Annotated in this window: 25 protein-coding genes; 11 read left to right on the plus strand and 14 right to left on the minus strand. The window is 63.3% G+C overall.

Going from position 1 to position 26,282, the window contains the following annotated elements; translation table 11 throughout:
- Positions 1-5: 5 nt before the first annotated feature.
- Genes mnhG through mbhE form a run of 7 tightly spaced genes read right to left on the minus strand, consistent with a single transcriptional unit; the run spans position 6 to position 6,182 of the window.
- Positions 6-383 (minus strand): monovalent cation/H(+) antiporter subunit G, encoded by a 378-nt coding sequence (gene mnhG / locus ACH2DW_RS09030; RefSeq protein WP_394929411.1) that lies wholly within the window; start codon positions 381-383, stop codon positions 6-8.
- Complete coding sequence (locus tag ACH2DW_RS09035) at positions 383-634, minus strand: monovalent cation/H+ antiporter complex subunit F (RefSeq protein ID WP_394929412.1); 252 nt, start codon at positions 632-634, stop codon at positions 383-385. The genes mnhG and ACH2DW_RS09035 overlap by 1 nt, the downstream gene beginning before the upstream one ends.
- A complete protein-coding gene (locus ACH2DW_RS09040) occupies positions 631-1,209 on the minus strand; it encodes a Na+/H+ antiporter subunit E (RefSeq protein WP_394929413.1) in 579 nt (192 codons plus the stop codon). Before ACH2DW_RS09040 ends, ACH2DW_RS09035 begins: the two co-directional genes overlap by 4 nt.
- Positions 1,206-2,816 (minus strand): Na+/H+ antiporter subunit D, encoded by a 1,611-nt coding sequence (locus ACH2DW_RS09045; RefSeq protein WP_394929414.1) that lies wholly within the window; start codon positions 2,814-2,816, stop codon positions 1,206-1,208. The genes ACH2DW_RS09040 and ACH2DW_RS09045 overlap by 4 nt, the downstream gene beginning before the upstream one ends.
- The gene (locus ACH2DW_RS09050; protein ID WP_394929415.1) at positions 2,813-3,229 is read right to left on the minus strand and encodes a sodium:proton antiporter; all 417 of its coding nucleotides are present in this window, start codon (positions 3,227-3,229) and stop codon (positions 2,813-2,815) included. The genes ACH2DW_RS09045 and ACH2DW_RS09050 overlap by 4 nt, the downstream gene beginning before the upstream one ends.
- Positions 3,226-3,738 (minus strand): MnhB domain-containing protein, encoded by a 513-nt coding sequence (locus tag ACH2DW_RS09055; protein ID WP_394929416.1) that lies wholly within the window; start codon positions 3,736-3,738, stop codon positions 3,226-3,228. The genes ACH2DW_RS09050 and ACH2DW_RS09055 overlap by 4 nt, the downstream gene beginning before the upstream one ends.
- Entirely contained in the window at positions 3,735-6,182 is a 2,448-nt protein-coding gene (gene mbhE / locus ACH2DW_RS09060) for a hydrogen gas-evolving membrane-bound hydrogenase subunit E (protein ID WP_394929417.1), read from the minus strand. The genes ACH2DW_RS09055 and mbhE overlap by 4 nt, the downstream gene beginning before the upstream one ends.
- 96 nt (positions 6,183-6,278) lie before the next feature.
- Here mbhE and ACH2DW_RS09065 point away from each other — a divergent pair, with 96 nt between their 5' ends.
- The 4 genes from ACH2DW_RS09065 to ACH2DW_RS09080 all read left to right on the plus strand — a co-directional run bounded on the left by ACH2DW_RS09065 (position 6,279) and on the right by ACH2DW_RS09080 (position 10,474).
- Entirely contained in the window at positions 6,279-7,130 is an 852-nt protein-coding gene (locus ACH2DW_RS09065) for a 3-hydroxyacyl-CoA dehydrogenase family protein (RefSeq protein ID WP_394929418.1), read from the plus strand.
- Between the two features lie 126 nt (positions 7,131-7,256).
- Positions 7,257-7,931, plus strand: a complete 675-nt coding sequence (gene aat, locus ACH2DW_RS09070) for a leucyl/phenylalanyl-tRNA--protein transferase (RefSeq protein WP_394929419.1) — start codon at positions 7,257-7,259, stop codon at positions 7,929-7,931.
- A 313-nt stretch (positions 7,932-8,244) separates the two neighbouring features.
- On the plus strand, positions 8,245-10,218 hold the full coding sequence (locus ACH2DW_RS09075; RefSeq protein WP_394929420.1) for a protein meaA: 1,974 nt from the start codon (positions 8,245-8,247) through the stop codon (positions 10,216-10,218).
- Between the two features lie 10 nt (positions 10,219-10,228).
- Positions 10,229-10,474: a hypothetical protein gene (locus ACH2DW_RS09080; RefSeq protein ID WP_394929421.1), complete on the plus strand. Its 246-nt coding sequence runs from the start codon at positions 10,229-10,231 to the stop codon at positions 10,472-10,474.
- Between the two features lie 49 nt (positions 10,475-10,523).
- Here ACH2DW_RS09080 and ACH2DW_RS09085 read toward each other — a convergent pair whose 3' ends face one another.
- The 5 genes from ACH2DW_RS09085 to ACH2DW_RS09105 form a co-directional block, all read right to left on the minus strand.
- Positions 10,524-10,973, minus strand: a complete 450-nt coding sequence (locus tag ACH2DW_RS09085) for a heat shock protein transcriptional repressor HspR (protein ID WP_394929422.1) — start codon at positions 10,971-10,973, stop codon at positions 10,524-10,526.
- A gap of 10 nt (positions 10,974-10,983) precedes the next feature.
- Complete coding sequence (gene dnaJ / locus ACH2DW_RS09090; RefSeq protein ID WP_394929423.1) at positions 10,984-12,126, minus strand: molecular chaperone DnaJ; 1,143 nt, start codon at positions 12,124-12,126, stop codon at positions 10,984-10,986.
- Positions 12,127-12,190: 64 nt separating this feature from the next.
- A complete protein-coding gene (locus ACH2DW_RS09095) occupies positions 12,191-12,853 on the minus strand; it encodes a nucleotide exchange factor GrpE (RefSeq protein WP_394929424.1) in 663 nt (220 codons plus the stop codon).
- A 2-nt stretch (positions 12,854-12,855) separates the two neighbouring features.
- A complete protein-coding gene (dnaK, locus tag ACH2DW_RS09100; protein WP_394929425.1) occupies positions 12,856-14,721 on the minus strand; it encodes a molecular chaperone DnaK in 1,866 nt (621 codons plus the stop codon).
- A gap of 304 nt (positions 14,722-15,025) precedes the next feature.
- On the minus strand, positions 15,026-15,451 hold the full coding sequence (locus ACH2DW_RS09105; protein ID WP_394929426.1) for a cytidine deaminase: 426 nt from the start codon (positions 15,449-15,451) through the stop codon (positions 15,026-15,028).
- 137 nt (positions 15,452-15,588) lie between these two features.
- Here ACH2DW_RS09105 and ACH2DW_RS09110 point away from each other — a divergent pair, with 137 nt between their 5' ends.
- Positions 15,589-16,089: a GNAT family N-acetyltransferase gene (locus ACH2DW_RS09110; RefSeq protein ID WP_394929427.1), complete on the plus strand. Its 501-nt coding sequence runs from the start codon at positions 15,589-15,591 to the stop codon at positions 16,087-16,089.
- A 5-nt stretch (positions 16,090-16,094) separates the two neighbouring features.
- Here ACH2DW_RS09110 and ACH2DW_RS09115 read toward each other — a convergent pair whose 3' ends face one another.
- The gene (locus ACH2DW_RS09115) at positions 16,095-17,777 is read right to left on the minus strand and encodes a M14 family metallopeptidase (protein WP_394929428.1); all 1,683 of its coding nucleotides are present in this window, start codon (positions 17,775-17,777) and stop codon (positions 16,095-16,097) included.
- A gap of 78 nt (positions 17,778-17,855) precedes the next feature.
- Here ACH2DW_RS09115 and gpmI point away from each other — a divergent pair, with 78 nt between their 5' ends.
- The 5 genes from gpmI (at position 17,856) to ACH2DW_RS09140 (ending at position 25,416) form a co-directional block, all read left to right on the plus strand.
- Positions 17,856-19,511 carry a 2,3-bisphosphoglycerate-independent phosphoglycerate mutase gene (gpmI, locus tag ACH2DW_RS09120; protein ID WP_394929429.1) on the plus strand — a complete coding sequence of 552 codons (1,656 nt, stop codon included), beginning with the start codon at positions 17,856-17,858 and terminating at the stop codon, positions 19,509-19,511.
- Between the two features lie 90 nt (positions 19,512-19,601).
- Positions 19,602-20,027 (plus strand): cyclic nucleotide-binding domain-containing protein, encoded by a 426-nt coding sequence (locus ACH2DW_RS09125; RefSeq protein ID WP_394929430.1) that lies wholly within the window; start codon positions 19,602-19,604, stop codon positions 20,025-20,027.
- Positions 20,028-20,078: 51 nt separating this feature from the next.
- Positions 20,079-20,822 (plus strand): hypothetical protein, encoded by a 744-nt coding sequence (locus ACH2DW_RS09130; protein WP_394929431.1) that lies wholly within the window; start codon positions 20,079-20,081, stop codon positions 20,820-20,822.
- 61 nt (positions 20,823-20,883) lie between these two features.
- Positions 20,884-23,172, plus strand: coding sequence for a heterodisulfide reductase-related iron-sulfur binding cluster (locus tag ACH2DW_RS09135; RefSeq protein WP_394929432.1), 2,289 nt, complete (start codon positions 20,884-20,886; stop codon positions 23,170-23,172).
- A gap of 108 nt (positions 23,173-23,280) precedes the next feature.
- Positions 23,281-25,416: a DEAD/DEAH box helicase gene (locus tag ACH2DW_RS09140; RefSeq protein WP_394929433.1), complete on the plus strand. Its 2,136-nt coding sequence runs from the start codon at positions 23,281-23,283 to the stop codon at positions 25,414-25,416.
- Between the two features lie 30 nt (positions 25,417-25,446).
- Here ACH2DW_RS09140 and dcd read toward each other — a convergent pair whose 3' ends face one another.
- On the minus strand, positions 25,447-26,028 hold the full coding sequence (gene dcd / locus ACH2DW_RS09145; RefSeq protein WP_394929434.1) for a dCTP deaminase: 582 nt from the start codon (positions 26,026-26,028) through the stop codon (positions 25,447-25,449).
- Positions 26,029-26,083: 55 nt separating this feature from the next.
- Between dcd and ACH2DW_RS09150 the strand changes: the two genes are divergently transcribed.
- Positions 26,084-26,282: FMN-binding negative transcriptional regulator (locus ACH2DW_RS09150; RefSeq protein ID WP_394929435.1), on the plus strand; the 199-nt coding region annotated here is incomplete at its 3' end.

The raw sequence follows: 26,282 nt of genomic DNA on the forward strand, positions 1-26,282 counted from the left end.
CGGCGTTACGGAGCGCCGGGGGCGTCAGGATCGTGATCAGGATCCGAGGAGCCGGACTCCGCGCGGGCGGCGAGAAAGGCGGCAAGGTCATCTTCGCCGTCAAGGGCCATGTCGACTTGCCCGTACGAGGCGCGGGCGAGCACGTGCGTGGCCACCGGCGACGTGAGGAGTTGCAGCACGACGACAAGCACCAACGCCACGGCAGCGTCAAACGTTCCGATCTCGATGGCCGCGCCAACTGCCACGAGCATGAGGCCGAGCGTCGGCGCCTTGGCGGCGGCGTGGACGCGTGACATCAGATCGCGGAACCGAATGACGCCGATGCCACCAATCATGGTGAGCGTCGCTCCGGTGATCATGAAGATGCTGGCGACGATGCCCATCAGCCGCCCCTCCGCTCGACGAAGCGCCCGAGGGCCACCGTGCCAACGAAGCCGACAAGCGACACGACCAGGACGGTGGAGAGTGTGATGCCGCTGTCGGCTCGCGCTGCAGCAACGATGATGCCGCTCACCACGACCGACAGCACGCCGTCCAGTGCAACAACCCGATCGGGAATCGATGGGCCCCGAAGGACCCGGAACATGAACGCTGCGAGGGCGACGGTCAGCAACAACAACGGGACAACGATCATGACGACACGTCCTTTTCGATCACCATTGCTGCCAGTTCGGCATCGAGTCGAGGCAACTCGTCAGGCGAGCCGAACGCCTTGATGGCCAACCGTTCGAGTCGGAGCACATCGCGGTGCACTGCGTCAACCCCGAGGAAGTGGAGCACATGGATGAACAGCGTGCGATCGATCAGTCCATCATCGGTCGGCTCCTCGATGACCTCGATGGTCACGGTGCCAGGCGTGAGGGTGATCGAGTTCGCGACCAGCGCCACCACGCCGGCCGACGATGTATGCATCGGCACGGCGATAATCGCTCGGTTGAGCGACATCCCTGGCGTGATGATCTCCCAGGCGACGATCAGGTTGGACTTGACCATCTGCACGAGGAAGTACAGCCCGTAGCGCAGCGCTGAGACAGGGCGGAAGTACGTCCGTTCCAAACCGGTCACTCCGGTCGGTCGGGCGACGGCAACCACGACGATCGCGACGAGCAGTCCGCCGAGCACGTTGCCGGCAGTCACATCGCCCCATAAAGCCACCCACAGCAACGTGAGCCAGACCAGCAGGCTGGGGACACGAAGCAGTCCGATCATCCGCCAACCTCCACGTCACCGCTGTTTGGCAATACGGCGTCGATGTATCCCTGCGGGTTGAGTAAGTCTGTTGCAGCTCGCTCTGCCAGGTCGTAGAGCGGGCCGGCGAATACCAGCAGTGCAAGGGACAGCCCGACCACGACGACTGTCGCCGCGGTCATCAACATCGGGACCCTTGTGACACCAGGCGCGAGTCTGGCCATCACTGCTGCATCGTCGGATTCGCCCCAGAACACGCTCGACCAGATTCGGCCCATGACGTACATGGTCAACAAGCTGACGGACAGCGCCACGACGACAATCGCCCACTGCTCGGCTTCGATCGCGGCGCCGACCAGCGCGAATTTCGCGACGAAGCCAGAGAACGGCGGCAGCCCAGCGATGCTCAAGGCCGGAAGTGCGTACAGCACAGCGATCATCGGCGCGCTGCGCACCATGCCACCGAGCCTCGACAACCGGTCGGAGCCAGCCTTGCGCTCGATCAGGCCAGCGACGAGGAACAGTGCGGTCTTGACGACGATGTGGTGCACGACGTAGAAGACGGCGCCAGCCACTCCCGCCAGGGTGAAGAGGCCGAGGCCCATGATCATGTAGCCGATGTGGCTGATGATGTGGAACGACAAGATGCGCTGGAGGTCGTCATTCGCGAGTGCTCCGAGGACGCCGACGACCATCGTGCACCCGGCAACGACCAGCAGGAGTTTGCCTTGCTGTGCGTCCATTGGGAACAGGAGTAGCTGGGTGCGAATGATCGCGTAGACCCCCACCTTGGTGAGCAGGCCCGCAAAGATTGCGGTGACCGCGTTGGGCGCTGTGGGATAGCTGTCCGGTAGCCAGAAGAAGAGCGGGAAAATTCCGGCCTTGATGCCGAAGACGGCGATGAGCAGCAGTGAGAATCCGGTTCGGACACCACTGGGCAGTTCGGGGATGCGTTCGGCCAACTCGGCCATGTTGACCGTGCCAGTCGCTGAGTAAAACAACGCGAGCGTGGTGATGAACAACGTCGAGGCGATCAGGCTGATGACGATGTACGACATTCCTGAGCGCACCTGCCCGGCTCGGCCGCCGAGGGTGAGCAGCACGTAGCTCGCAACGAGCATCATCTCGAACGCGACGAACAGGTTGAAGAGGTCACCGGTGATGAAGCTGGCTGAGACGCCCGCTGCCAAGACGAGGTACACCGGATGGAACGCGGCAAATCTGCGTTCCTCTGAGTCCTGCCCGATCGCGTAGATCAGGACCGAGAGCAGCATCAGTGAGGAGACCACCAGCATGATTGCCGATAGCCGGTCGACCACGAGGGAGATTCCGAGGGGGGCAACCCAACCGCCTGCCTGGGACACAACGATGCCGCCGGCTGCGTCGCCCGTCGCTTCGTCGACCCGGCTGAGCAAGATGACGTTGTTGACGACAACACCGAGCAGCGCAACGATGCTCAGCACGCGTTGCACGTTTCGGAGTCGGGCGAAGATCACGCTGAGCGATGCAGCAAGCAACGGAAGCAAGACCGGCATCGGCACCAATGCGTCGAAGATGCCACTGCTCGGCGCCGTCACGTCAGCCGCGAGCAAATCTGCGCCGAGCGCGGAAGCGAACGCGCCGGTCATGCGCGATCCTCTTCGACGGCATGTTCGCGTTCGGCGGCTTCGCTCTCTTCGACGTCGCGATCCGCGCGACGCCGGGCAATGAAGCGGTCTTCCACGTCGTCTTCGACAACGTCATCGTGGGTCAGCTTCCAGCTTCGGAACCCGACTGCGAACAGGAACACAGTCACTCCGAAGGTGATGACAATCGAGGTGAGCGCGAGAGCTTGCGGCAACGGGTCGGCAAAATCGGTCGGATCCGCCGAGTCGATGATCGGCGGCAGGCCCCGGCCATTGCTGGACGTGAGCAGCAAGATATTTGAGCCGTGCCCGATCAGGCCGATGCCGACGATGATGCGCGACAGGCGACGTTGCAACAGCAGCCAGGTGCCGGTTGCGAAGAGAAACGCCGCGGCGAACGCAAGCAAGACGCTCATATGGATGCCTCCGCACTGTCCGGGGCACTGTCCGGCGCACTGGCCGAGACCGTTGGCTCGGCCGACTCGATCGGACGATCATCACCAAAGGCAGCGAACAGCATCAGCACGAGACCGACAACGACCAAGAGCACCCCCGTGTCGAACGGAAGCGCAGACACCACTTTGACCGTGCCGAAAATCGGCAGCTCCAACTCGATCTCACCGTGCTCGAGCACAGCGCCCCCGAGGAGCACCGGCACCATCGCGGTTCCTGACGACAACAGCAGGCCACAGCCGAGGATCACGTGCGACGGTGCCCGGAACGTGGTCCGCACCGCTTCCGCGCCGCCGGACACGTAGCGCAGCGAGACTGCCGCGCCCGCCATCAGGCCACCGACAAATCCTCCTCCGGGCAGGTTGTGCCCAGCGAAAGCGAAATACAGCGCAAGCACGAGAATCGACTGGTAAATGACCTTGATCGCCTGATCGAGGACGAAGACGCGACCGGGCGCGCCGCGCGGGCTCACGAGATACCCCCGGGAGGCTCAGCGCCGACCAGCGACGACGCCGGACCGTCGTCGTCGACGAAGTCATCGGGCTCAACCGGATCGAGAATCTCTTCAAAGGTTGGCGCACCGGTCTGGTCGGGCCGCCGACCGCTGCGGGCAAGGCTGACCGCGCCGACCGCGGCAACGAGCAGCACCGTGATCTCACCCATCGTGTCCCAACCGCGGAAGTCGACCAGGATCACGTTGACGATGTTGCGGCCCTTGCCCTTCGTCAGCGAATTTTCGACCATCGCCTCGGATTGCTGCGGACCCGAGACATCGCTGCGAGCTCCGCTGGCGACCAAAGCGAAAACAAAGATGGCGATGCCAACGAACACCGAGACGGCGATCCGCATCGGTGCCGCGATAGCCGGAGCCCGATGCGTCCACGTCGCGGGGAGGTACCGCAGCACGAGAACGAACAAGACGGTACTCAGCGTCTCGATCGCGAACTGGGTGAGTGCGAGGTCCGGTGCACCTTGCGAGACGTAGAAACCGGCCATCGCGTAACCAACTGCAGCGAGCATCAGCGCGGCGGCGATACGTCGCCGCACAATCGAGGCGCCCAGCGCAGCGGCCATGATCATCGCGACAAGCACCACCTGAGCCGGTGCTTCAATCATGTCACCAAAGCCGCTCCAAGCACTCGCGAAGGCAATCAACGGCACGCCCGTGGCAACCATCAGGATCACCGACACATAGATCGGCAACGAACCGTTCTGCAGGAATCCGGTGACTCGACGCGCCGTGACCCCGACGGCACGCAGCAGGAAGTTGAAGGCCTGTTCGCTGGTGGGAACAAATCGCAACGCGCGCGACGCGGAGCGCTGGGCAGCGCTCACCTGACGACGCAAGAGCGTGAGCAACGTACCGACACCGATGACCACGAGCGACAGCGCGAACGCTGTGGTGAAACCGGCCCACAGGTGCAGGTGTTTTGGTTCGGCCTCGGGGTGCAATGCGACGGTGGCCGCCTCGACCAACCGATCGACCAGCACCGGCGCAATACCAGCAGCAAGGCTGACGACGGTCAGCAGCAACGCTGGTGCAACGAACGTGAACGACGGGGCGTGCGCGGCATGGGAGACGTCATCGGCGTCGGACTCGGCAAATGCTCCGAAGAGACCAAGGACGAAACGGGCCGAGTAGGCGAACGTGAGAATTGATGCCACGACAATGACGACGAGGACGATCGTCGATCCGACAAAATCACCGTGGTCGACGTAGCCCTCGAGAGCTTTCTCCTTCGAGATGAACCCGAACAGCGGAGGCAACCCCGCCATCGACGCGGCCCCGACCACACCGGCGATGAGTACCGGCCTCCAGGACGCCCCGAAGCCGTGCAGTTTGCGGATGTCGCGGGTGCCGACCTGGTGATCAACGATTCCGACCACCATGAACAACGCGGCCTTGAATGCAGCATGCGCAAGCAGCAGAACAACTCCGGCCTGCGCGATGTGATCGTCGCCGGTGCCGAACAGCAGCATCATGAAGCCAAGCTGGCTGACCGTGCCGTACGCCAGGAGCAGCTTGAGATCGTGTTGACGAAGCGCCCGCAGTCCGCCGATCAACATCGTGGCCGACCCGACCGTAAGGACGACCACACGCCAGTTCCCAGAGACGGCGAACATCGGGGCAAGGCGGGCCACAAGGTATACGCCCGCCTTGACCATGGTCGCCGAGTGCAGATACGCGCTGACCGGCGTGGGTGCGACCATGGCACCTGGGAGCCAACTGCTGAACGGCGCCTGAGCCGACTTCGTGAAGGCTCCGATCAAGACACAGATAACGCCGGCATTGACGATTGCCCCGGTCGGCGGATCGATGATCAACTCTGACAGCAAATAGGTCCCTGCTGACTGCCCGATGATGATCAACCCAGCGAGCAGAACCAGTCCACCCATGCCGGTGATGAGGATCGCCTGCAGCGCCGCTGCGCGGGCGCGGGGGTTGGTGTCGTCGTTGCCAATGAGGAGGTACGACGTGATCGACGTCAACTCCCAGAAAATGAACAGCGCAATGAGATGGTCCGACAGAACGACACCGAGCATCGCGCCGGCGAAGAGCGTCATCATCCCGGCCAGCCGGCCGACGTTGTCCTTGACGACGTCATCAGGTCCGTGCGGCTGGAAGTAACCGAGGGCGTAGATGCAGATCAGCAGCCCGATGCCTGACACGAGCGCAACCATCAACAACGCGAAGGCGTCGAGTCGCAGATCGATCGCGATATCGAGGCCGCCGACCCACGAGAACGTCTCGATGCTCGCCTCGCCATCGAGCACCCGATCCGATTGCGTGATCGCCCAGACGATCGTGGCGAGCGGCGCGAGAGCAGCCAGTGCGAATCCATGACGACCGAGACTGCGTCCTGCCGCGATGATGGCGACACCGAGGACGAGATGGAAGACGAGCAGGACGAACATGTGGAGAGGCCGACGTCGGCTGGACGCCAGGGACCGACGATACGAGGTCAGCAACAGATTGCTGTGTGTTACCCATCGGTAACTAAGCTCGTCGCCATGACGGAAATCAAGAAGGTCGGCATCCTCGGCTCCGGGATCATGGGTTCAGGCCTGGCCGAAGTGGTGGCGCGTGCAGAACTCGAAGTCATCGTGCGGTCGCGCACCCAGGCTGGCGCTGACGCCGTACTCCAAAAGGTCGACTCTGGTCTTGCTCGACACGTCGCCAAGGGACGTCTGACCGAAGATGAGCGCCAGGCCATCCTCGGCCGAATTTCGGTCACCGATCATCTCGGTCAGCTCGCCGACTGCGACCTCGTTATCGAAAGCGTTGTCGAGGACCTCGAAGTGAAGCGTGCACTGTTCGGCGAACTCGAGCAGATCGTCAAGCCCGAGGGCATTCTCGCCACCAACACCTCGACGCTCCCCGTCGTCGAGTTGGCAATGATGACGCAGCGCCCTGACAAGGTCTGCGGCATCCACTTCTTCAACCCGGCACCCGCCATGTCACTCGTCGAGGTCATCCGCCCTCTCACTGCGTCCAACGACACGATCGAGGCAGCAACGGCATTCGCCAGCGCGTGTGGCAAGGACCCCGTACTGGTCGAAGACCGCGCAGGATTCATCGTCAATGCACTGCTCTTCCCCTACCTCAACAATGCCGTGCGCATGTATGAGGCGGGCACGGCGTCGATGGATTCGATCGACACCGCCATGATGGGCGGCTGCAACTTCCCGATGGGCCCGTTTGCGCTGCTGGACCTTGTTGGCCTCGATACGTCGGTGTCGATTCTTGACGCGCTCTATACCGAGTTCCGCGATCCCAACTACGCCGCTGTGCCGCTTCTGCGCCGCATGGTTGCCGCCGGCCACCTTGGCCGCAAGACCAAGCAGGGCTTCCGCTCGTACTGAGCAGTCAGTCCCAGAAGTCAGTTATGCGTGAGGCAACGGTCACCCTCGGTGGCGGGTTGACCAGAATCTGACAGGAAGATTGTCCCTCTTTCGTTCACTTGCGGCGTTTGTTGCCACGCTGGGACCATGTCACGCGTCAGCCCGTCTCCGCTGGAACCGCCAGCGACGCGGTACGCGCTCCCCGACCCCATCACCAGCGAACCGGGCGAAGAACTCGTGGCGCTCGGCGCCGACCTCGAACCAGGCACGCTGCTGGCCGCGTATCGCACCGGTCTCTTCCCGATGCCGGTCGACCCCAATCGACGGCGCAGCAAGATCGCGTGGTACTCACCTGATCCGCGCGGCGTCATCCCGCTCGACGGCCTCATCGTTTCGAAGTCGCTCCGCTCCAGTTGCCGTCGATTCGACGTTCGGATGGATACCGACTTCCGCGGCGTCATGGAGCGGTGCGCCGATCCCCAGCGACAGGGTCGATGGATCACTCCCGAGTTCGTCGACGCCTACGTACGTCTGGCCGAACTGGGTTGGGCCCATTCCGTTGAGACATATCTCGACGATGAACTCGTGGGCGGCCTGTACGGCGTGCGCGTCAATGGCTTCTTCGCTGGCGAATCGATGTTTCATGATGTCAGCGACGCGTCGAAGGTTGCGCTCGTGCATCTTGTCAACCACCTCAACGCCACCGGGGCCGTCCTGCTCGACACACAGTGGGCGACTGATCACCTCGCATCGCTCGGCGCCATTGAAGTGAGTCGCAACGACTACGTGCGGCTGCTGGCGCACGCCATCCAACCCCGCTGACTCGTCCGGCTGGGAAAACGAATAGAGCGGAGCGACCCTTGGTCGCTCCGCTCCTGTATTCGTCGTCGGCCGGATCCGCCATCCGGCTGACGGGGTTCCCGCCAAAGGAGGGAAACCTGTCAGCCAAGAACTCTCGTCAAGGGGGAGAAGACGATGAGCTCTGGCTGCGATGTTTGCGGAGGTTTTTGGAGGTTTTTGGATCCTCCGGATCGTGTTCAGTCGGCAAGTTGCTGACACCATTTGTTTCGGCGCAACGGCCCAATACTTGAACAGAAACTTGAGGATTTCCTGCCGAACCGACGACACTGGAGTCATGACTGACGCGAGCAAGACGACGGCTGAGCGGGCAACACGCGACCGGCCGTGGATGATGCGGACCTACTCCGGCCATTCCACTGCTGCGGCATCCAACGAGCTCTATCGCACCAACTTGTCCAAAGGCCAGACCGGCCTGTCGATCGCGTTCGACCTGCCCACCCAGACGGGTTATGACCCGGACGACCAAATGTCGCGTGGCGAGGTTGGCAAGGTCGGCGTGCCCGTGGCGCACCTCGGCCACATGCGCACGCTGCTTGACCAGATCCCGCCCGGTCAGATGAACACCTCCATGACGATCAACGCCACCGCGGCCTGGCTGCTCGCGTTGTACGTCGCCAACGCCGAAGAGCAGGGTGTGGCCTCGAGCGAGCTGCGCGGCACGACGCAGAACGACATCGTCAAGGAGTACCTGTCTCGCGGCACCTACATCTTCCCCCCTGCGCCGTCGCGTCGGCTGATCGTCGACATGGTCGCCTGGTGCGCCGAGCACGCACCCAAGTGGAATCCCATGAACGTGTGCTCGTATCACCTGCAGGAAGCCGGTGCGACGCCCACACAGGAAATCGCCTATTCCATGGCGACGGCGATCGATGTGCTCGATGCCGTGCGGGCCTCAGGGCAGGTGTCCGACGAACAGTTCAGTCAGGTCTTCGGTTCGATCTCGTTCTTCGTCAATGCCGGAATTCGATTTGTTGAAGAGGTCTGCAAGCTCCGTGCGATGACCGACATGTGGGAACAGATCGGCCGGGAGCGCTACGGCGTGACCGACGCGAAGGCGCTGCGATTTCGATACGGCGTGCAGGTCAACTCACTCGGTCTCACCGAGGCCCAACCCGAGAACAATGTGCAACGCATCGTGCTCGAGATGCTGGCAGTCACCCTGTCGAAGAGGGCCCGCGCCCGCTCGGTGCAGCTCCCTGCCTGGAACGAAGCGTTGGGTCTGCCGACGCCATGGGATCAGCAGTGGTCGTTGCGCATGCAGCAGGTGTTGGCCTTTGAGACCGACCTCCTCGAGTATGGCGACATCTTCGATGGCTCCACGGTGATCGAAGCAAAGACCGACGAGCTACGGGCGTCCGCTCAAGCTGAACTCGACGACGTCCTCGAAATGGGCGGAGCATTCGAAGCCGTCGAAACGTTGAAGTCGAGGCTCGTGTCGTCGATGGCGCAACGCACTCGACGCATCGAGTCAGGCGAACAGACCGTCGTCGGCGTCAACGACTTCCGCGAGACCACCGACTCACCGCTGGGCGGCGAAGGCGCGATCCTCAAGGTCGACCACGCGGTCGAAGCCGAGTTGGTTGCCGACGTCGCGGCATGGCGCGCTGGTCGTGACCAGCCAGCCGTTGATGCCGCACTCGCCGAGCTGCGCGCTGCGGCCGAGGGTGACCACAACGTGATGCCTGCCTCAATCGCGCTCGCCCGAGCGGGCGGCACGACCGGTGAGTGGGGCAACCTCATGCGCGAGGTGTACGGCGAGTTCCGGGCACCGACCGGAGTGGCAGGTGCAACCGGGTCCGCTGCAGGTCTCGGCGAGGTGGTCGAGTTCGTCAAGTCGATGACAGGTGGCCCGCCGAAGTTCCTCGTTGCCAAGCCCGGCCTCGACGGACACTCGAACGGCGCCGAGCAAATCGCTGTCGCGGCACGCGACTCCGGCATGGAAGTCGTCTACTCCGGCATTCGGCTCACTCCAGAACAAATCGCCGCCTCGGCTCGCGATGAAGACCCCGACGTGATCGGCCTGTCGATCCTGTCTGGCTCGCACCTCAATCTCGTGCCCGACGTGCTCGACCATCTCAAGGCAATGGGTGTCGATGCCCCCGTTGTCGTCGGCGGCATCATCCCTGAAGACGATCGGCCGCGCCTGCGCGAGATCGGAATCGCTGCGATCTACACGCCGAAGGACTACGAGATCGCCGGCATCATGCGTGACGTGGCCGAGCTTGCTGTCGCCCACCGCGCCGACTGATGGCTCGCTGATGGCTGGGCCCCGATACCTGTTCTCCGACGAGATCATCACCCGTGTTCGGCGTGAGTTCGGCGACGATTCCGACCGCGTGATCGCCGAACTCGACCGGATGCCCGACACCCGCCAACGGGACCGGGACCGGCTTCCACGCGCCGTGCTCGACCTCGCCCGGCGCGATGTCGCCGCCGTGGTGGGTTTGGTTGAGCAAGCTCTGATCGACTGGCGCGACCTGCAGACCTGGGTCGACGACGGCTGAGGCTCGCTCCGGGCACCAACCCGTGCGTGACAGCCGAGTCGGGTGACAGCTAGTCGCGACGGAAGATGCTGGCGCGCTTTCCGAAGACCGCAACGGCCTGCTTGAGCGGAACCAGCTCGCTGCCGGAGCCGTGCTGTGCGGCACGCGCTCCGCGCTGGTTTCGTTCGGCGTCTTCGATGGCGTGCACAGCGATCGAGCGAGCCTGCTCCAGTTCAGCACGCAGGCGCGCGTTCTCGGCTTCCAGGCGCATCACTCGACGAATACCCTCAAGGTTCATTCCCTCGTTGGTGAGCTCCGAGATTCGGCGGAGCACCTCGATGTCGGCGTCGCTGTAACGACGATTGCCGCCCTGGGTACGCGCCGGCATGACTAGACCGCGGCGCTCGTAAATCCGCAACGTCTGAGGGTGCATTCCAGAGAGCTCAGCGGCGACCGAGATCACGTAGACCGCGGTCGGGCGCTTGCGCTCGGGTCCGCCGTTGTCCGGTTGGTCACTCATGTGAGCCTCCTCAGGCGGTTGCGCCTGTCGTGGGCGTTGCCTGCTCGCTCTCCACCGTACTTGCTGAGCGGAGGTGCTCGATTGCCGAACGTTGCTCGTCGTTCAACTCGGTGGGTACGACCACGTTGACCGTGACGATCAGATCGCCCTGCACGGTGCCCTTGGCCCGGCTCGTGGTTTCGATGCCCTTGCTCTTCACCCGATGCCGGCTTCCGGACTGAGTGCCGGGCTTGATGTGCATGGTGACTGACGGGCCACCAAGTGTCGGCACGTCGATGTCGGCCCCAAGTGCGGCATTCGCGAACGACACGGGTACCGACACGGTGAGGTTTTGGCCGCTGCGACCAAACCGGTCGTGGGGCATCACGGTCAACTCGACCAGCAAATCGCCGTTCGGACCACCGTTGCGCCCCGGTCCACCGCGGCCTTTGAGTCGGATGGTCTGGCCGTCCTTCACGCCCGCCGGCAGACGGGTCTTGACTTCGCGTGGTCGCTTCTCGATGCCTCCGCCGCGGCAGGTGCCGCATGGGGACTCGATCACATTGCCGCGACCCTGGCAGACCTGACACGGTGACGAGAACGAGAACATGCCCTGGTTGTCGTCGGTCACGCCTCTGCCGCCGCAGTGGCCACAGACCTTCGGGGCAGTGCCAGCTTTCGCGCCGCTGCCGCCGCACGTGGAGCACTGTGCTTCAGTCGTGAGGTAGAGGGCGGTCTCCAGGCCGGTGACGGCGTCGGCAAAGTCGATGGTCAGCGACGCTTCGATGTCAGCACCGCGGCGGGGTTGGACGCCTGCGCCTCCGCGACCGCGCTGGCTGCCCCCTCGGCCAAACATGCCACCGAGGACGTCGCCCATGTCACCGACGTTGAAGGAGAATCCGTCCGATCCGCCAGGTCGGCCACCCATCATGGCGGGACCCATGCGACGGACCTCGTCGTATTCGGCGCGCTTGTCCTCGTCACCAAGCACGTCGTACGCGGCCGACACTTCCTTGAACTTCTCTTCGGCGGCGTCGTTGCCGGGGTTCTTGTCCGGGTGGAAATCGCGAGCAAGCGAGCGATACGCCTTCGTGATCTCCTTGTCGGTGGCGCTCTCAGCCACGCCCAGCGCCTTGTAGAAGTCTTTTTCGTACCAGTCTCGTTGTGCAGCCATTTGTGCTCACCTCCTCGGAGCGCTCTTCACATCACACGTGAGGCGGACCTCACGTGTGATGTTCTCAGTCCTTTGTCTTCACCATGGCGGCGCGGAGGGTCTTGCCCTTCCACTGGTATCCGCTGCGCAGCACCTCAGCCACCAACGGTTCGCCACCGTCGACAGGCTCGTGCGCCACAGCCTCGGCCACCTCGGGATCGAACAGTTGCCCGTCGAGGTCCAGACTTTCGAGGCCTTGCTTCTTGAGCTCGGTCAGCATCTGGTTGAGCAGCGGGCCCACTTCGTCGGGATGGCGAAGGAACGCGGCCTCAGCCGCGTCGAGCACCGGCAGGAACGCTTCGGCCAACCGGCCGGTTGCCCGGTCGGCGTCGGCCTGCGCTCGGATGTTGGCCTGCTTGCGAAAGTTCTCGAACTCAGCCTGCACGCGTTGCGCGATCGACTTGAATTCATCGCGCTCGGCGAGCAACGCCGGAACGTCGACTTCGGACCAGTCGATGTCTGCCTCGGCACCACTGGCGTCGGGCGTGTCGAAGTCGAGCGCCGACAGCGTGTCGATATCGTCGAACTCGCTCTGTCGTTCAGGAGTGTCATCGCCGTCCGTGGTCGATGCTGCAGCCGCATCTGCGGCGGCGGCGGACTCGGATGCTGACCGAGAAACGGTCCCGGTCAGCTCCGCGTCGCTCAGGTCGTCGGGATCGTAAAGATCACCGTCTCCCATATCGGACATGCTCAAGCACCTGCCTCGGCGTCTCCGTCGGCCGGATCGTCAACGATCTCGGCATCGACGATGTCGTCGTCGTTGACTGCGCCGTCGCCCTGGCCCGATGCTGACGAACCCTCGGCGCCACCGTCTTTGGCCGCTGCCTCGTAGAGCTTCTGGCTGAATGCCTGGCTGGCGGCCATGAGCGCCTCGGTGGCGGTCTTGATGGCGTCGTGGTCGTTGCCCTCGAGTGTCTTCTTGAGGTCGGCGAGCGGTGCTTCGACCGCGTCCTTCTCTTCGGCAGGCACTGTGTCGCCCTGGTCCCGCAGCACCTTTTCGGTTTGGTACACGAGGCTGTCGGCGTTGTTGCGGGCCTCGGCTTCGGCGAGCCGCTGCTTGTCTTCTTCGGCGTGCGCCTCGGCGTCTTTCACCATCTGGTCGATGACGTCCTTGTCGAGTGTGGACTGACCGGTGATGGTCATTGACTGGGTCTTGTCGGTGGCCCGGTCCTTGGCGCTGACATGCACGATCCCGTTGGCGTCGATGTCGAAGGTGACTTCGATCTGCGGCACCCCCTGCATTGCAGGCGGCAGATCAACGAGCTGGAACTTGCCGAGGGTCTTGTTGTAGCTCGCCATGTCGCGCTCGCCCTGGATCACGTGAATCTCGACCGACGGCTGGTTGTTCTCGGCCGTGGTGAAGGTCTCGGTGCGCTTCGTGGGGATGGTGGTGTTGCGCTCGATGAGCTTGGTCATGATGCCGCCCTTGGTCTCGATGCCGAGGGACAGCGGGGTGACGTCAAGCAGGAGCACGTCCTTGACGTCGCCGCGCAGCACGCCTGCCTGGACAGCAGCACCGATGGCGACCACTTCGTCCGGGTTGACGGTCTTGTTTGGCTCTTTGCCAGTGAGATCCTGCACCAACTCGGTCACGACCGGCATGCGGGTGGAACCACCGACGAGGATGACGTGGTTGAGTTCGCCCTTGGCGACGCCAGCGTCCTTGAGAGCTTGCTCGAACGGGACACGACAACGCTCGATGAGGTCCGCGGTGAGCTCCTGGAACTTCGAGCGGCTGAGCGTCTCGTCGAGGTGGAGCGGGCCGTCGGCCGTGGCGGTGATGAACGGCAGGTTGATCTGCGTCGACTGCGTCTGGCTCAGCTCGATCTTGGCCTTCTCGGCTGCTTCCTGCAGACGCTGTGCTGCCATGCGGTCGGCGCTGAGGTCGACACCTTGGGCAGCCTTGAACTGCTGGACGAGCCAGTCGATGATGCGCTGGTCCCAGTCGTCGCCACCGAGAACGGTGTCGCCGTGCGTGGACTTGACTTCGAACACGCCGTCGCCAATCTCGAGGACCGACACGTCGAACGTGCCGCCACCGAGGTCGAACACGAGGATGGTTTCGTCTTCGTCGCCCTTGTCGAGGCCGTACGCGAGCGCAGCTGCGGTCGGCTCGTTGATGATGCGGAGCACTTCGAGGCCCGCAATTGTGCCGGCTTCCTTGGTGGCGGTGCGCTGCGCGTCGTCGAAGTACGCGGGCACGGTGATGACTGCCTGGGTCACGGTGTCGCCCAGGTAGCTCTCGGCATCGCGCTTGAGCTTCATCAGTGTGCGGGCGCTGATTTCCTGTGCGGTGTACTGCTTGCCGTCGATGTCGTCGGACTTCCAGGCCTCGCCCATGTGGCGCTTCACACTTCGGAAGGTGCGATCGGGGTTGGTGATGGCCTGGCGCTTCGCGACTTCACCGACGAGCACTTCGCCGGTCTTGGAGAACGCCACGACCGACGGGGTGGTGCGACCGCCCTCGGAGTTCGGAATGACGACGGGCTCGCCGCCTTCGAGGACCGAGACGACTGAGTTGGTGGTACCGAGGTCGATACCGACTGCCTTGGGCATGTGATGCTCCTTCTTGCTGTGTTCGAGAGATGTACGGGGGGTAGATCCTGATGTAGTGACACTCAAGATAGAGGTTTCCTCCCCGCATCACAACCTCCCATCATCAATCCTGAGTCAAGACGACTCAACTTTGCAACGGCGCAGCCCGACTTGGCCCGACTTGGCCCGAAATGTGCAGGAAAATCGTCGCCAGGCAACGCTGGTCCAACATCTTTCGGAGCGGACGGGTGCTCCGGATGATTCAGGCCCTGGATGGTGAGTGCGCTGGATGGTGAGTGCGCTGGATGGTGAGTGCGCTGGATGGTCAGTTGGCGAGAAACTCTGGGCCAAATGACGCGGGGAGCAGGTCGGCCATCGTCACGGTGAGCTCGGCACCGTCGACAGTCGTCGCGTGAATCACCGCGTCCGGGCCGGCGAACTCGCGGAGGCGTTGGCGACAGCCGCCGCACGGGGTCCCGGGTGTCGCTCCCCCGGTGACGACGACGACCTCAACGATCTCTCGCTCGCCGTCAAGCACCATCGCGGCAATCGCGCCAGCCTCCGCGCAGGTGCCTTCGGGATACGCCGCGTTCTCGACGTTGCAGCCGGCATAGATCGCACCGGACACCGTGCGGATCGCTGCGCCAACGGCATAACCCGAGTACGGGCAGTGCGCTCGAGCCTGCGCGGCGCGAGCTGCATCCAACAGGTCAGCAGGTGTCGGAGCGCTGGCACCTCCGGTGGAAGTCACTGTGCCAACCTCGCCACGACGCAACGTCGCACGGTGACGAATTCCGGAGTCCAACGGGTCATGCCTCCATCGTGCCACGCAGAGCGATGATCGACCATCGCGCGGGGCCTCGCTCAGATCTGCAAGAATCTGCTTCCGTGCAGCTGTATGTCCGAGACGCGCTCGACGGTGATGTTGAAGACCTTGTTGATGTCCTGCTCGGTGGGCGGCTCGGCCCAGGCGCCGACGACCCGTACTACATCGACGATTATGTCGACGCGCTTCGCGAGATTGATCGCACCGACGGCTCGTACCTCTTGGTCGCCGAACTGGGTGGCCGCATCGTGGGAATGCTGCAGCTCTTCACGTTCCGCCACTTCCAACATCGCGGCGGTCGCTGCGCCGAAATCGAGTCGATGCATGTCGTTGAAGATCAGCGCGGCACCGGTGTGGGCGGACAGTTGCTCGACTATGCAGTGAGCAGAGCGAAGGACCTCGGTTGCTACCGCCTGCAACTCACGAGCAGCATCAAGCGTGATGACGCCCACGTCTTCTACGCGGACCACGGCTTCAAGGAGACTCACAAGGGTTTCAAGCAGTACCTCGACCTGGACTGGACACCGAATCGTTCAGCTGGTCGCCGCGAGCAATACGCCTGAGCAACTCAGGTCGTGATCACGGCCGCTTTCGTTCCGGCTCGTTGATGCGACGCGGTGACCGACAACTCGGTACCGGCCGGGCAACGAACCACCCATGACGCGAGGGCCCGCTCCGGTGCGCCACCGTCGCCTCGATTGAACCGGGCCGCGATCGCACCGTCGAGTTGACCAAGCTCGATGCGGGCAGAACCACTGACGATTTCGGCACCCGCGAGTTCGACGGCGACCGGGCGGACGATGCCGTCCTTCTTCGCCTTTTCGGTCACCTGCGTTGGCAACCACCCGACGTTGGCGATGCCGACGGAGACCTGCCAGGTGTCAGGTCCAAGCTGCTTGACGTCGGTGTACTTGATGTCGAGACACGGAGCAGCGAGCGCCTGTGCGACGGCAAACGCGCCGTGCCCGTCGACCTCGGCCTTCAGCAGATGCAGCGGCGGGTTCACCCACGAGTAGAGATCGTTCCATCCACCCAACTCGACCGGCCCCAACTGCGGATGGTCGAACTCGTACCAGTCGACGAAGCCCACTGTTCGAGCGCCACCGGGTTGCCCGTCGAGCCAGCGCACCACGGCCAGCGCCTCGGCGTCCGTGGGGCCTGTGTACCAGAAGTGCGTCGACGCCTTCTCGCCGGTGGCGGCGTGGACGAGGTCCCAGAATTCGGTGGTCCATCCGTAGACGCCCAGATGCTCGTAGGCCCAGTCGTCAGATGCGCCGCTCATCGTCTCAGTGGGGTCCCACGTGAAGTCTTCGTAGACCGAGTGCGCCGGGTAGCCGGTGAACTCGCTGCCACGCTTGGCAAGCTCCTTCCACACCCAGACGTCGTTCGGTGGCAGCGCCGAGTCGGACTTCGTCGACGACGGTCGGAGCAGCACGCCACCGCTGGTGTGGAATGCATTGAAGCCGCAGATGTTGGGTCGGGCCACCATTGCGCGGATCAGCGCGTCGATCTCGGGTTCTGACAGCGGGTGGTCACCTGAGCCAGGAACGGAGGTTCCCCACCCGGCCGGGAAGTTGCGGTTCATGTCGAGTCCCTGTGGCGGACGCGGCTTCGGCATCGTGAAGCCGTCGAAGTCCTCGATTGTTCCTTCACCGAACAACCGGTAGCGCTGTGTTCCTCCAGCGATTCCGTCGAGCGGGACCGGCACAAGCAGCCGCGCGTCGTCGGGGTGCGGCACCCATTGGCCATCGTCGTCGGCAAGACGCATCTGCAGGATGCGGCCGTCACCATCGATGTCTTCGCTCTGATGTCCGGGCCAGCGATGACCGTCGGCGAGTGGCCAGTGACGGACGCTCGATCTCCGGAATTGCGGCGAGTCGGCCATCGCCCACTCGGCACCGTCCGGGTTGACCCGCGGGACCACATAGAACGTCCGGGTCTGCAGCGCGCGGACAACCTGTTCGTCACCGGCTGTGAAGCCGTCGACCAGGTGCTGCAACACACGGCAGGCGGCGACTGAGGCGGTGAGTTCGACCGAGTGAATGTTCGCATCGATCCAGTGCGCCGGCTTCGTCCCGTGCCCGCCCGTCGAAGAGTCGGTGACCGTGACGATCAGCAGATCGCGTCCCTGGTGCGACTGACCGTACGTCTCGATCGTGACCAGTGCGGGATGTTTGTCGGCGAGCTGATCGAGCCAGGTGACCAACGCTTCGTAGCGCAGAAAGCTGTCGAAGTCGTACACGTCGGCCATTGCGTGATCGTACGACGGCCGGCGGCATCCGGGCACCTGGACACCATGCCGCCCCGTTCTGCTCCTTAGCCTGGGCGTATGACGTTGTCGTTGCAGAAGCATCCGTCGTTCGCCGGCCGACCCGGCCCGGTGTTGGTAGTCGTTGCCGATGGCGTCGGAGTTGCACCTGCCGGTCCGAGCAATGCGGTGACCGCCGCAACGACGCCGACACTCGACGAGCTGACCGCTGGCGAGTTGTACACCGAGCTGGCTGCGCACGGCCCATCGGTTGGCTTGCCCACTGATGACGACATGGGCAACAGCGAAGTTGGGCACAACGCGCTCGGTGCCGGCCGGATCTTCGCGCAGGGCGCCAAGCTCGTGAACAAGGCATTGAGTAACGGTGCGATCTTCGAGACCGACGTGTGGAAACAGGCCATCACGCGATGCGTCGGTGACCGGGCGGGCACGCTGCATCTCCTCGGGTTGCATTCCGACGGTGGCGTGCACTCGACCAACCAACACCTGTATCTGCTGTTGCAGCGCGCGGCTGACGAGGGTGTGACGAGTTGTGCGGTGCACATTCTCCACGACGGCCGCGACGTCCCCGCCCGTTCCGCGCTCGCCTACATTCAAGACACCGAGGCCGTGCTCGCCGAGATCAACGCGACGGGAGTGGGTCGCAACTTCCGCATTGCCTCCGGTGGCGGCCGGATGACGATCACGATGGATCGTTACGAAGCCGACTGGGGCATGGTCGAGCGGGGCTACATGTGCCACGTTCACGGCGAAGGTCCGGTGTTCCACTCAGCGACTGAGGCCGTCGAGACGATGTACGCCGAGACCGACAAGGGCGATCAGTACCTCGGACGCTTCGTTGTCGGCGACAACGCGGGACGCGCGGTCGGCACGATCGTCGACGGTGACACGGTCATTCTGTTCAACTATCGCGGCGACCGATCCATCGAGATCTCCCGCGCGTTCGAAGAAGACGACTTCGACGTGTTCGACCGCACCGGCGCCAACGCCGAGCCACGCCCTGATGTGTTCTTCGCCGGGATGCTGCAGTACGACGGCGACGCCTTCATCCCGAAGCGATACCTGGTAGAGCCGCCTGCCATCGATCGAACGATGGGTGAGTTCCTTTGCGCGGAAGGAGTGAAGAGTTTTGCGATCAGTGAGACCCAGAAGTTCGGCCACGTCACTTACTTCTGGAACGGCAACAAGTCTGGCTACATCGACGAGTCGCTCGAGACCTACATCGAGATCCCATCCGACAACGTCGAGTTCGACACCACGCCCGCCATGAAGGTACGCGAGATCACCGCCGAGACGATCGATCTCCTCCGCTCAGGCGAGTACCGGTTCGGCCGGCTGAACTTTCCGAGTGGCGACATGGTCGGCCACACCGGCCACTTGGACGCCACGGTCGAAGCAATGGAAGTGATCGACGAGTGCATGGCGCAGCTCGTTGCGGCGATCGACGACCTCGGTGGCGTGCTCGTGTACACCGCGGATCACGGCAACGCCGATGTGATGTACACAGAGAAAGACGGCGTCCGATCGCCGAAGACCAGCCACACGCTCAGCCCGGTGCCGTTCGCCATCCACGACCCGAACTATGACGGCGAGTACCACATGGCCGATGGCCAGCCGGGCGCCGCCCATGGCCTCGCCAACGTTGCTGCGACGGTGTTCAACCTGCTCGGCTACGAGGCCCCGGATGACTACCTCGCCCCGCTGATCACATTCTGAGTTCGTCACCGCTTGCTCGCAGAGCCATTGAGGTACCCGCGCGTGCTTCAGTGACACCCGACACATCGACCTGCGTCTAGTGTGGCCGGAATGGCCAGCATGAAAGCGCAACTCAACAGTCTCAAGAACGTCCCGCTGTTCAGCGCGTGTAGCAAGAAGGAGCTGGAAAAAGTCGCGAAGGCGGCCGACGAGATCACCATGACGGCGGGCTCGGTTGTCGTCGACCAGGGCGATATGGGCCGCGAGGCCTACGTCATCCTCAAGGGCGAGGTCACGATCAAGCGCAACAACCGCAAGATCGCCACGCTCAGCGACGGCGACGTCGTCGGCGAACTCTCGCTGCTCGACCACGGGCCCCGTACCGCGTCGGTGGTGTGTGCCACGGATTGCACCCTGCTGGTCATCGACCAACGCCGGTTCATCAACGTGCTCGACGAGGTGCCCTCGATTGCGCACAAGCTGATGGGTTCACTTGCGTCCCGCATTCGGATCATGGATCGCACCTACACGGGCTGACATGGTCGCGTCGCAGCGATGGCGGCGTTGCAAGTCTGAGAGACTGGCGCGATGAACTTTCATCCGTTGCCGGACAACTGGGAGCAGCAGCGGCTCGTCGCGCAACGGCTCGCCACCCATGTCCTCGGTCAGGCCCGGTTCCGTCACGACGGACTGTTTGACCTCGTCCCGTTGCCGGGCGGCTTTGGCACACCCCCGGTTGGCCCGCAGCGCGAACGTGTCCGCCTTGTCGGCGGCTCGATGTTCATCGAGCGCGTCGTTGGCGACGACGTCCGCGAGTTGGTCGCAACAACACAGGTCGAGATTGTTGTCGGCAACACCATCCGCGGGCTGTGCAATGCCATTGGTTTCGAGCCTGACCCCGGCTTCTGGGTGGGCGGTGACACCCCACCGCTTGGGGACCCTGACGAACTCATCATCTTGGACAGCGTCACGTCGTCGGTGCTCGGCGAGTGGTATCTGGTTGGCCAACGCGCAATGGAAGAAGCAGTTGCGTCGATCCCCGGCGCCGAGGCGTCGGTGGGCCGGCTGTGGCCCGAGCACTTCGACTTCGGCATCGACCTTGCCGCAAAGCCGGGTGTCCGGCTGAATCTCGGGGCCGCCGCGGGCGATGGTGGCCTCAACGAGCCCTACCTGTATGTCGGCCCGTGGGGTCCGGAACGTCCGGGACCAGCCGAGTATTGGACCGCTCCGTTCGGCGCCACGCTGACCCTTGCCGAGTTGGACATCGTCGAAGAACCGCTCGGTCGCGCTGTCGAGTTCTTCCTGCACGGTCTCGCGTATCTGCGCGGGTAGTCACGAGCAACTCTGAGCAGAAATGAAGCGCGTGGTTGCTCGCGGGTAGATTTGCGGGCGCATGAGTGCTGCCACTGATTCTCCCGAGGCCGACACGACCCCGAAACGGTTCAAGCCGAACCAACTCGCGCTCGTTCTGTTCACTGCTGTCGCCCTGTTCACCCTCGTCTCGGGCATCTTGCCCCAGATCACCAAGTGGGAAAACGACAACGCGGTGCACCGCACCGTGTTCGTGAATATCCCCGGACCCATCCAGATCGTCTTCTACACCGTCATCCCGGTCTTGCTCATCTGGGTCGGCATCATGTTCAGCTTCCGGATGAAGAACTGGGAGCGCGGCGCACCGTCACAGCGGCGCACCACGACCAAGAACGCCAAGCAGCGCCTCAAGGATTTCCGCGCAGGCGTCTACATGCAGACCCTGCTGCGCGATGCGGGTGCCGGCCTCATGCACTCGATGATCTACTTCGGGTTCCTCGTGCTGCTCGGCGTCACCACCGTGCTCGAAATCGACCACCAGCTTCCCGAGCAGCTCAAGTTCCTCCACGGCACCACGTACAAGGCCTACGCCTTCATCGGCGATCTCGCCGGCCTGGTGTTCCTCGGCGGCATTGTGTGGGCGATCGTGCGGCGCTACGTGCAGCGGCCGTACCGCATCCGCATCAAGAGCAAGCCCGAGCACGCCATCATCCTCGGCGTCTTCTTTGCGATCGGCGTCACCGGCTTCGGCGCCGAAATGTTCCGAATCGCCCTCGAAGGTGGCCCGGACTACGAGCAGTGGAGCTTCATTGGCTACCCGCTGTCGACCCTCGTCGACGGCTGGTCACAAAGCAGCCTCGAGGTGTGGCATCAGTGGTGGTGGATTGGCCACGTCGCCGCGTTCGTTGCCTTCCTTGCGATCTTGCCCATCACGATGCTGCGTCACATCTTCACGTCGCCAATCAACATGTACCTCAAGGACAAGGACCGTCCCAAGGGTGCCATGCGCCCGATGCCGAACCTGATGGAGACCGAGCTCGAGTCGTTCGGTGCCTCGGTTGTCGAGGACTTCACCTGGAAGCAACTGCTCGACCTCGATGCTTGCACGATGTGTGGCCGTTGCACATCGGTGTGCCCCGCCCATGCCACGGGCAAGTCGCTCGACCCGCGTGAGATCGTGCTCAAGGCCGGCGCCGTGATGGCCGCTTCGGGTGCTCCGGCCACCAGTCCTCCGCTGAGCGAGGACAAAGAGATCACCGTGCCGGCCAACAACTTGTTCGACCGCATCACGGCCGAAGAAATCTGGGCCTGCACGACCTGCAAGGCGTGCGACGAGATCTGCCCGGTCAATATCGAGATCACCGACAAGATCTTCGACATGCGGCGCTACCTGTCGCTGATGGAGTCGAACTTCCCCGCTGAACTTGGCAACGCCTACCGGGCGATGGAGAACCAGTTCAACCCGTGGGGCCTCAACCAGGGCGAGCGTGGCGATTGGGCCGAAGGGCTCGAGTTCGTCGACATTGTCGATCCCGGCGAAGCGCTCAAGAGCGAGTACCTCTACTGGGTTGGCTGCGCCGGCTCGTTTGACGACAAGAACAAGAAGGTCACCCAGTCGATGGCCAAACTGCTGCGGCGCGCTGGCATCGACGTCGCCATTCTTGGTCCATCAGAAATGTGCACCGGTGACTCGGCTCGTCGTTCGGGCAACGAGTACCTGTTCCAAATGCTCGCTCAGCCGAACGTCGAGATGCTCAACGAGATGGGTGTCAAGAAGATCATCGCCCAGTGCCCGCACTGCCTCAACACGTTGAAGAACGAGTATCCGCAACTCGGTGGCAACTACGAAGTCATTCACCACACGCAGTTGCTTGAGCAGCTCATCGAATCGGGTCAGCTCGATGTGAGCCAGGCCACGCTCGAAGAGCGGATCACCTACCACGACTCCTGCTACCTCGGTCGCCACAACGACGTCTATGTCGCTCCACGCAAGGTCGTTGGTGCCATCAAGGGCATCGAGGTTGTCGAGATGTCGCTCAACGGCACCAAGGGCATGTGCTGTGGCGCCGGTGGCGCCCGCATGTGGATGGAAGAGAACACCGGCGTCAAGGTCAACGACGAGCGGGCCGAGCAGGCCATCTCCACCGGCGCATCGCGCGTCGCGACCGCCTGCCCATTCTGCTACATCATGCTCGACGATGGCGTGAAGGCCGCTGGCAAGGAAGAGGACGAGGTCAAGGTCGCCGACATTTCGATCCACCTGCTCGAAGCCATCGAAACGGGCGAAGCGGAATTCCATGCGGGCGAATCACCGTTGCTCGACAGCGAGCAGGCCGCTGAGCCTGACGATGGCCCATTGACCTCCGTCTGAGACGCATCGGCTCCACTACGCCGGCCGAGCACTCGACTGCGCAAACGGGTCAACGACGGTTCTGAGTCGCGGTCCGTATCGTTGTTTCCTTCTTCGAGGAGCAATGTGATGAGTACTGACGACACTGGCAGCTGGGCGCAGCCAAACCCCACCGACCGAACCGAACCTGATTTCGTCGACATCACCCGGCTCGCACCAGCCACTGATGGCAGCACCGATACGCCTGACATTGACTCGGTAACAGGAGAGGACGTCATCGAAATTGCTGACGCGGACCTCGTTGCCGTCGATGTTGACGACGTCAGCACCGACGATGTCGCTGATGAGGACATCGCCGAGATCATGGCGGGATTCGAGCAACGCTCCGAGACCACCAGATCGGACGACTCTTCGGACGATGCGGCCACCGAGGACGCTGATACCGAAGCCGTTGCCGAAATCGCTGATGTCCACACCGAACGTGTCGAGGAGCCCGAAACCGCCGACGTAAAGGTCGAAGCTGCAGCGGAGCCCCACACGCCGGCTCCGAGCGGCTTCGCTGCGCTCGGTTTGCGTCCCGAACTCGTGCAGACGCTCAACGACCTCGGCTACGAAGAGCCGACGCCGATCCAACGCGAAACCATCCCGGCTCTCCTGACTGGCCAAGACTTGCTCGGCCAAGCGGCCACAGGCACGGGCAAGACCGCTGCATTTGCCCTTCCGGCGCTCAATGCAATCGAGCCCGGTTTCCCAGATGCACCGTCGGTGCTCGTGCTCACGCCGACTCGCGAACTGGCTGTCCAGGTCAGCGAAGCAATCGTAAAGTACGGCAAGAAGCTCGGTGCCAAGGTGGTCCCGGTGTTCGGCGGCCAGCCAATCGGTCGTCAGCTCGGTGCTCTGGATCGTGGTGCTCATGTCGTGGTCGCGACGCCGGGTCGAGCCATTGACCACATTGGTCGTGGTTCGCTGCGGCTCGATCAGATCAAGACGGTCATCCTCGACGAAGCCGACGAGATGCTCGACATGGGCTTCACCGACGACATCGAGTCGATTCTTGAGAGCACGCCCGATGATCGCCAGACGGTGATGTTCTCGGCCACGATGCCGCCGCGGATCAACTCGATTGCGAAGCGTCACCAGCGTGATCCGCACAAGATCAAGATCGGCAAGGCCGAGACGCAGGAGAGCCAGAAGCTCATCCGCCAGCGCGTGTATTACGTGAAGCGCAACGACAAGCCGTATGCACTCGGTCGCATCCTCGACATCGAGACCCCCGACGCCGCCATTGTGTTCTGCCGAACTCGCATGGATGTCGACCAGCTCACCGCGACCATGGGCTTGCGCGGTTATCGCGCCGAGGCGTTGCACGGCGGCATGGACCAGACCCAGCGCGATCGCGTCATGGCGCGCCTGCGCGACGGCACCGCTGAACTGCTCGTCGCAACCGATGTCGCCGCCCGCGGTCTCGACGTCGACACGTTGACCCATGTCGTGAACTACGACGTTCCGGCAGCGGCGGAGAGCTACGTCCATCGCATCGGCCGTGTCGGTCGCGCCGGACGCGAAGGTACCGCGATCACACTTGCTGACCCGCGCGACCGCCGCCAGCTCGGCAATATCGAGCGCCTGATGAAGACGACCATCGAGGTCGCCAAGGTGCCCAGCGTCGCGGACCTGCGGGCCCGTCAAGTCGAAGTCACGGTGAACCAGATTCGTGAGTCCCTGGCCTCGGTCGATCTCGAGGACTTCAACAAGGTGCTGCATGCCCTTGCCGGCGAAGACAGTGATCGCAACATTGCACTCGCTGCCATCAAGCTTGTGCACGAGTCGCGTGGCGCTGTGATGGATGAGCGCGAGATCCCTGATGCCTCGGCGCGCAACGATCGCAGCAAGAACTTCAAGGACAAACGCGCTGACGGCAAGGGCCGCCATCGTGATGATCGCGAGTGGGACGACAAGAAGTCCAAGGGCAAGAAGAAGTTCGACCGCGATGACCGCACCGGCAAGAAGCGTGACTTCGACAACTCCGATACTGCGTTCGTGTTCATCAGCCTCGGCCGCAAGGCTGGCGTGCGGCCTGGTGACCTTGTGGGCGCCATTGCGAACGAGTCCGGGCTGACCGGCCGCCAGATCGGTCCGATCCGCATCTCCGAGCAGCACTCAGTGGTCGGCGTACCGAAGGATGACGTTGAGCGCGTGATCAACGCGATGGACCGGGCCACGATGCGCGGCAAGCCCGTCAAGGCCCGCCCCTACACCGACTAGCACGACTTGGTGCCAGGCACCAACTCGTCCTCAGCTGAAGTTTTCGAAGTACCGGCTCGGCGTTGGCCCGCGCTGGCCTTGGTACTTGGAGCCGGCGGCGCCTTGGCCGTACGGCTTGTCGGCGGGCGACGTCATCTCCATGAAGCTGATCTGGCCGATCTTCATTCCCGGGTACAGGGTGATTGGCAGGCTCGCCACGTTGGCGAGTTCAAGGGTGATGTGCCCATCGAATCCCGCGTCGATGAACCCTGCCGTCGAGTGAATCATCAGACCCAAACGGCCGAGGCTCGACTTGCCTTCGACACGGCCGACCAGGTCATCCGGCATGCCGATTCGCTCGTACGTCGAGCCGAGCACGAACTCACCAGGGTGCAGCATGAACGCATCGGTGTCGCGGCCGTCTGAGCTCTCGGGCATCTCGATCAGTTCAGTGAGGTCGGTTAGGTCCTGCTTGACATCGATGACACCACGACTGTGATTGCGGAAGACGCGAAACATGTTCGAGATGCGAACATCGATCGACGAGGGCTGGATGAGCGAGTCATCGAGCGGGTCAATGACGATGCGTCCAGCTTCGAGCTGTTCGCGCATGTTGCGGTCAGACAGGATCACGGTCGCCACGATACCCAGCCGACCGCGAGGACGAAGAGAACGCTACGTTCCGATCATGTACAACCCGCCTGCGAACCGCGTCGAGGACCTCCCAGTGCTGCACGATCTGATCAAGCAAGCGGCGTTTGGACACGTCATCTCCCGCTCGTCTGACGCCTTCGCCGCAAGCGGAATCCCGCTGCTGCTCGATCGGCAGACGGGAGATCTGGGATCCTTACGCGGTCACTTCGCTCGGGCCAACACCCAATGGATGC

The organism is uncultured Ilumatobacter sp., assembly GCF_963980585.1.
In the GTDB taxonomy this organism is placed as follows: Bacteria; Actinomycetota; Acidimicrobiia; order Acidimicrobiales; family Ilumatobacteraceae; genus Ilumatobacter_A.

Coding starts and splice junctions, on each gene's coding strand:
- mnhG (WP_394929411.1), bottom strand. CDS start 383: ATGGGCATCGTCGCCAGCATCTTCATGATCACCGGAGCGACGCTCACC.
- ACH2DW_RS09035 (WP_394929412.1), bottom strand. CDS start 634: ATGATCGTTGTCCCGTTGTTGTTGCTGACCGTCGCCCTCGCAGCGTTC.
- ACH2DW_RS09040 (WP_394929413.1), bottom strand. CDS start 1,209: ATGATCGGACTGCTTCGTGTCCCCAGCCTGCTGGTCTGGCTCACGTTG.
- ACH2DW_RS09045 (WP_394929414.1), bottom strand. CDS start 2,816: ATGACCGGCGCGTTCGCTTCCGCGCTCGGCGCAGATTTGCTCGCGGCT.
- ACH2DW_RS09050 (WP_394929415.1), bottom strand. CDS start 3,229: ATGAGCGTCTTGCTTGCGTTCGCCGCGGCGTTTCTCTTCGCAACCGGC.
- mbhE (WP_394929417.1), bottom strand. CDS start 6,182: ATGTTCGTCCTGCTCGTCTTCCATCTCGTCCTCGGTGTCGCCATCATC.
- ACH2DW_RS09065 (WP_394929418.1), top strand. CDS start 6,279: ATGACGGAAATCAAGAAGGTCGGCATCCTCGGCTCCGGGATCATGGGT.
- aat (WP_394929419.1), top strand. CDS start 7,257: ATGTCACGCGTCAGCCCGTCTCCGCTGGAACCGCCAGCGACGCGGTAC.
- ACH2DW_RS09075 (WP_394929420.1), top strand. CDS start 8,245: ATGACTGACGCGAGCAAGACGACGGCTGAGCGGGCAACACGCGACCGG.
- ACH2DW_RS09080 (WP_394929421.1), top strand. CDS start 10,229: ATGGCTGGGCCCCGATACCTGTTCTCCGACGAGATCATCACCCGTGTT.
- ACH2DW_RS09085 (WP_394929422.1), bottom strand. CDS start 10,973: ATGAGTGACCAACCGGACAACGGCGGACCCGAGCGCAAGCGCCCGACC.
- dnaJ (WP_394929423.1), bottom strand. CDS start 12,126: ATGGCTGCACAACGAGACTGGTACGAAAAAGACTTCTACAAGGCGCTG.
- ACH2DW_RS09095 (WP_394929424.1), bottom strand. CDS start 12,853: ATGTCCGATATGGGAGACGGTGATCTTTACGATCCCGACGACCTGAGC.
- dnaK (WP_394929425.1), bottom strand. CDS start 14,721: ATGCCCAAGGCAGTCGGTATCGACCTCGGTACCACCAACTCAGTCGTC.
- ACH2DW_RS09115 (WP_394929428.1), bottom strand. CDS start 17,777: ATGGCCGACGTGTACGACTTCGACAGCTTTCTGCGCTACGAAGCGTTG.
- gpmI (WP_394929429.1), top strand. CDS start 17,856: ATGACGTTGTCGTTGCAGAAGCATCCGTCGTTCGCCGGCCGACCCGGC.
- ACH2DW_RS09125 (WP_394929430.1), top strand. CDS start 19,602: ATGGCCAGCATGAAAGCGCAACTCAACAGTCTCAAGAACGTCCCGCTG.
- ACH2DW_RS09130 (WP_394929431.1), top strand. CDS start 20,079: ATGAACTTTCATCCGTTGCCGGACAACTGGGAGCAGCAGCGGCTCGTC.
- ACH2DW_RS09135 (WP_394929432.1), top strand. CDS start 20,884: ATGAGTGCTGCCACTGATTCTCCCGAGGCCGACACGACCCCGAAACGG.
- ACH2DW_RS09140 (WP_394929433.1), top strand. CDS start 23,281: ATGAGTACTGACGACACTGGCAGCTGGGCGCAGCCAAACCCCACCGAC.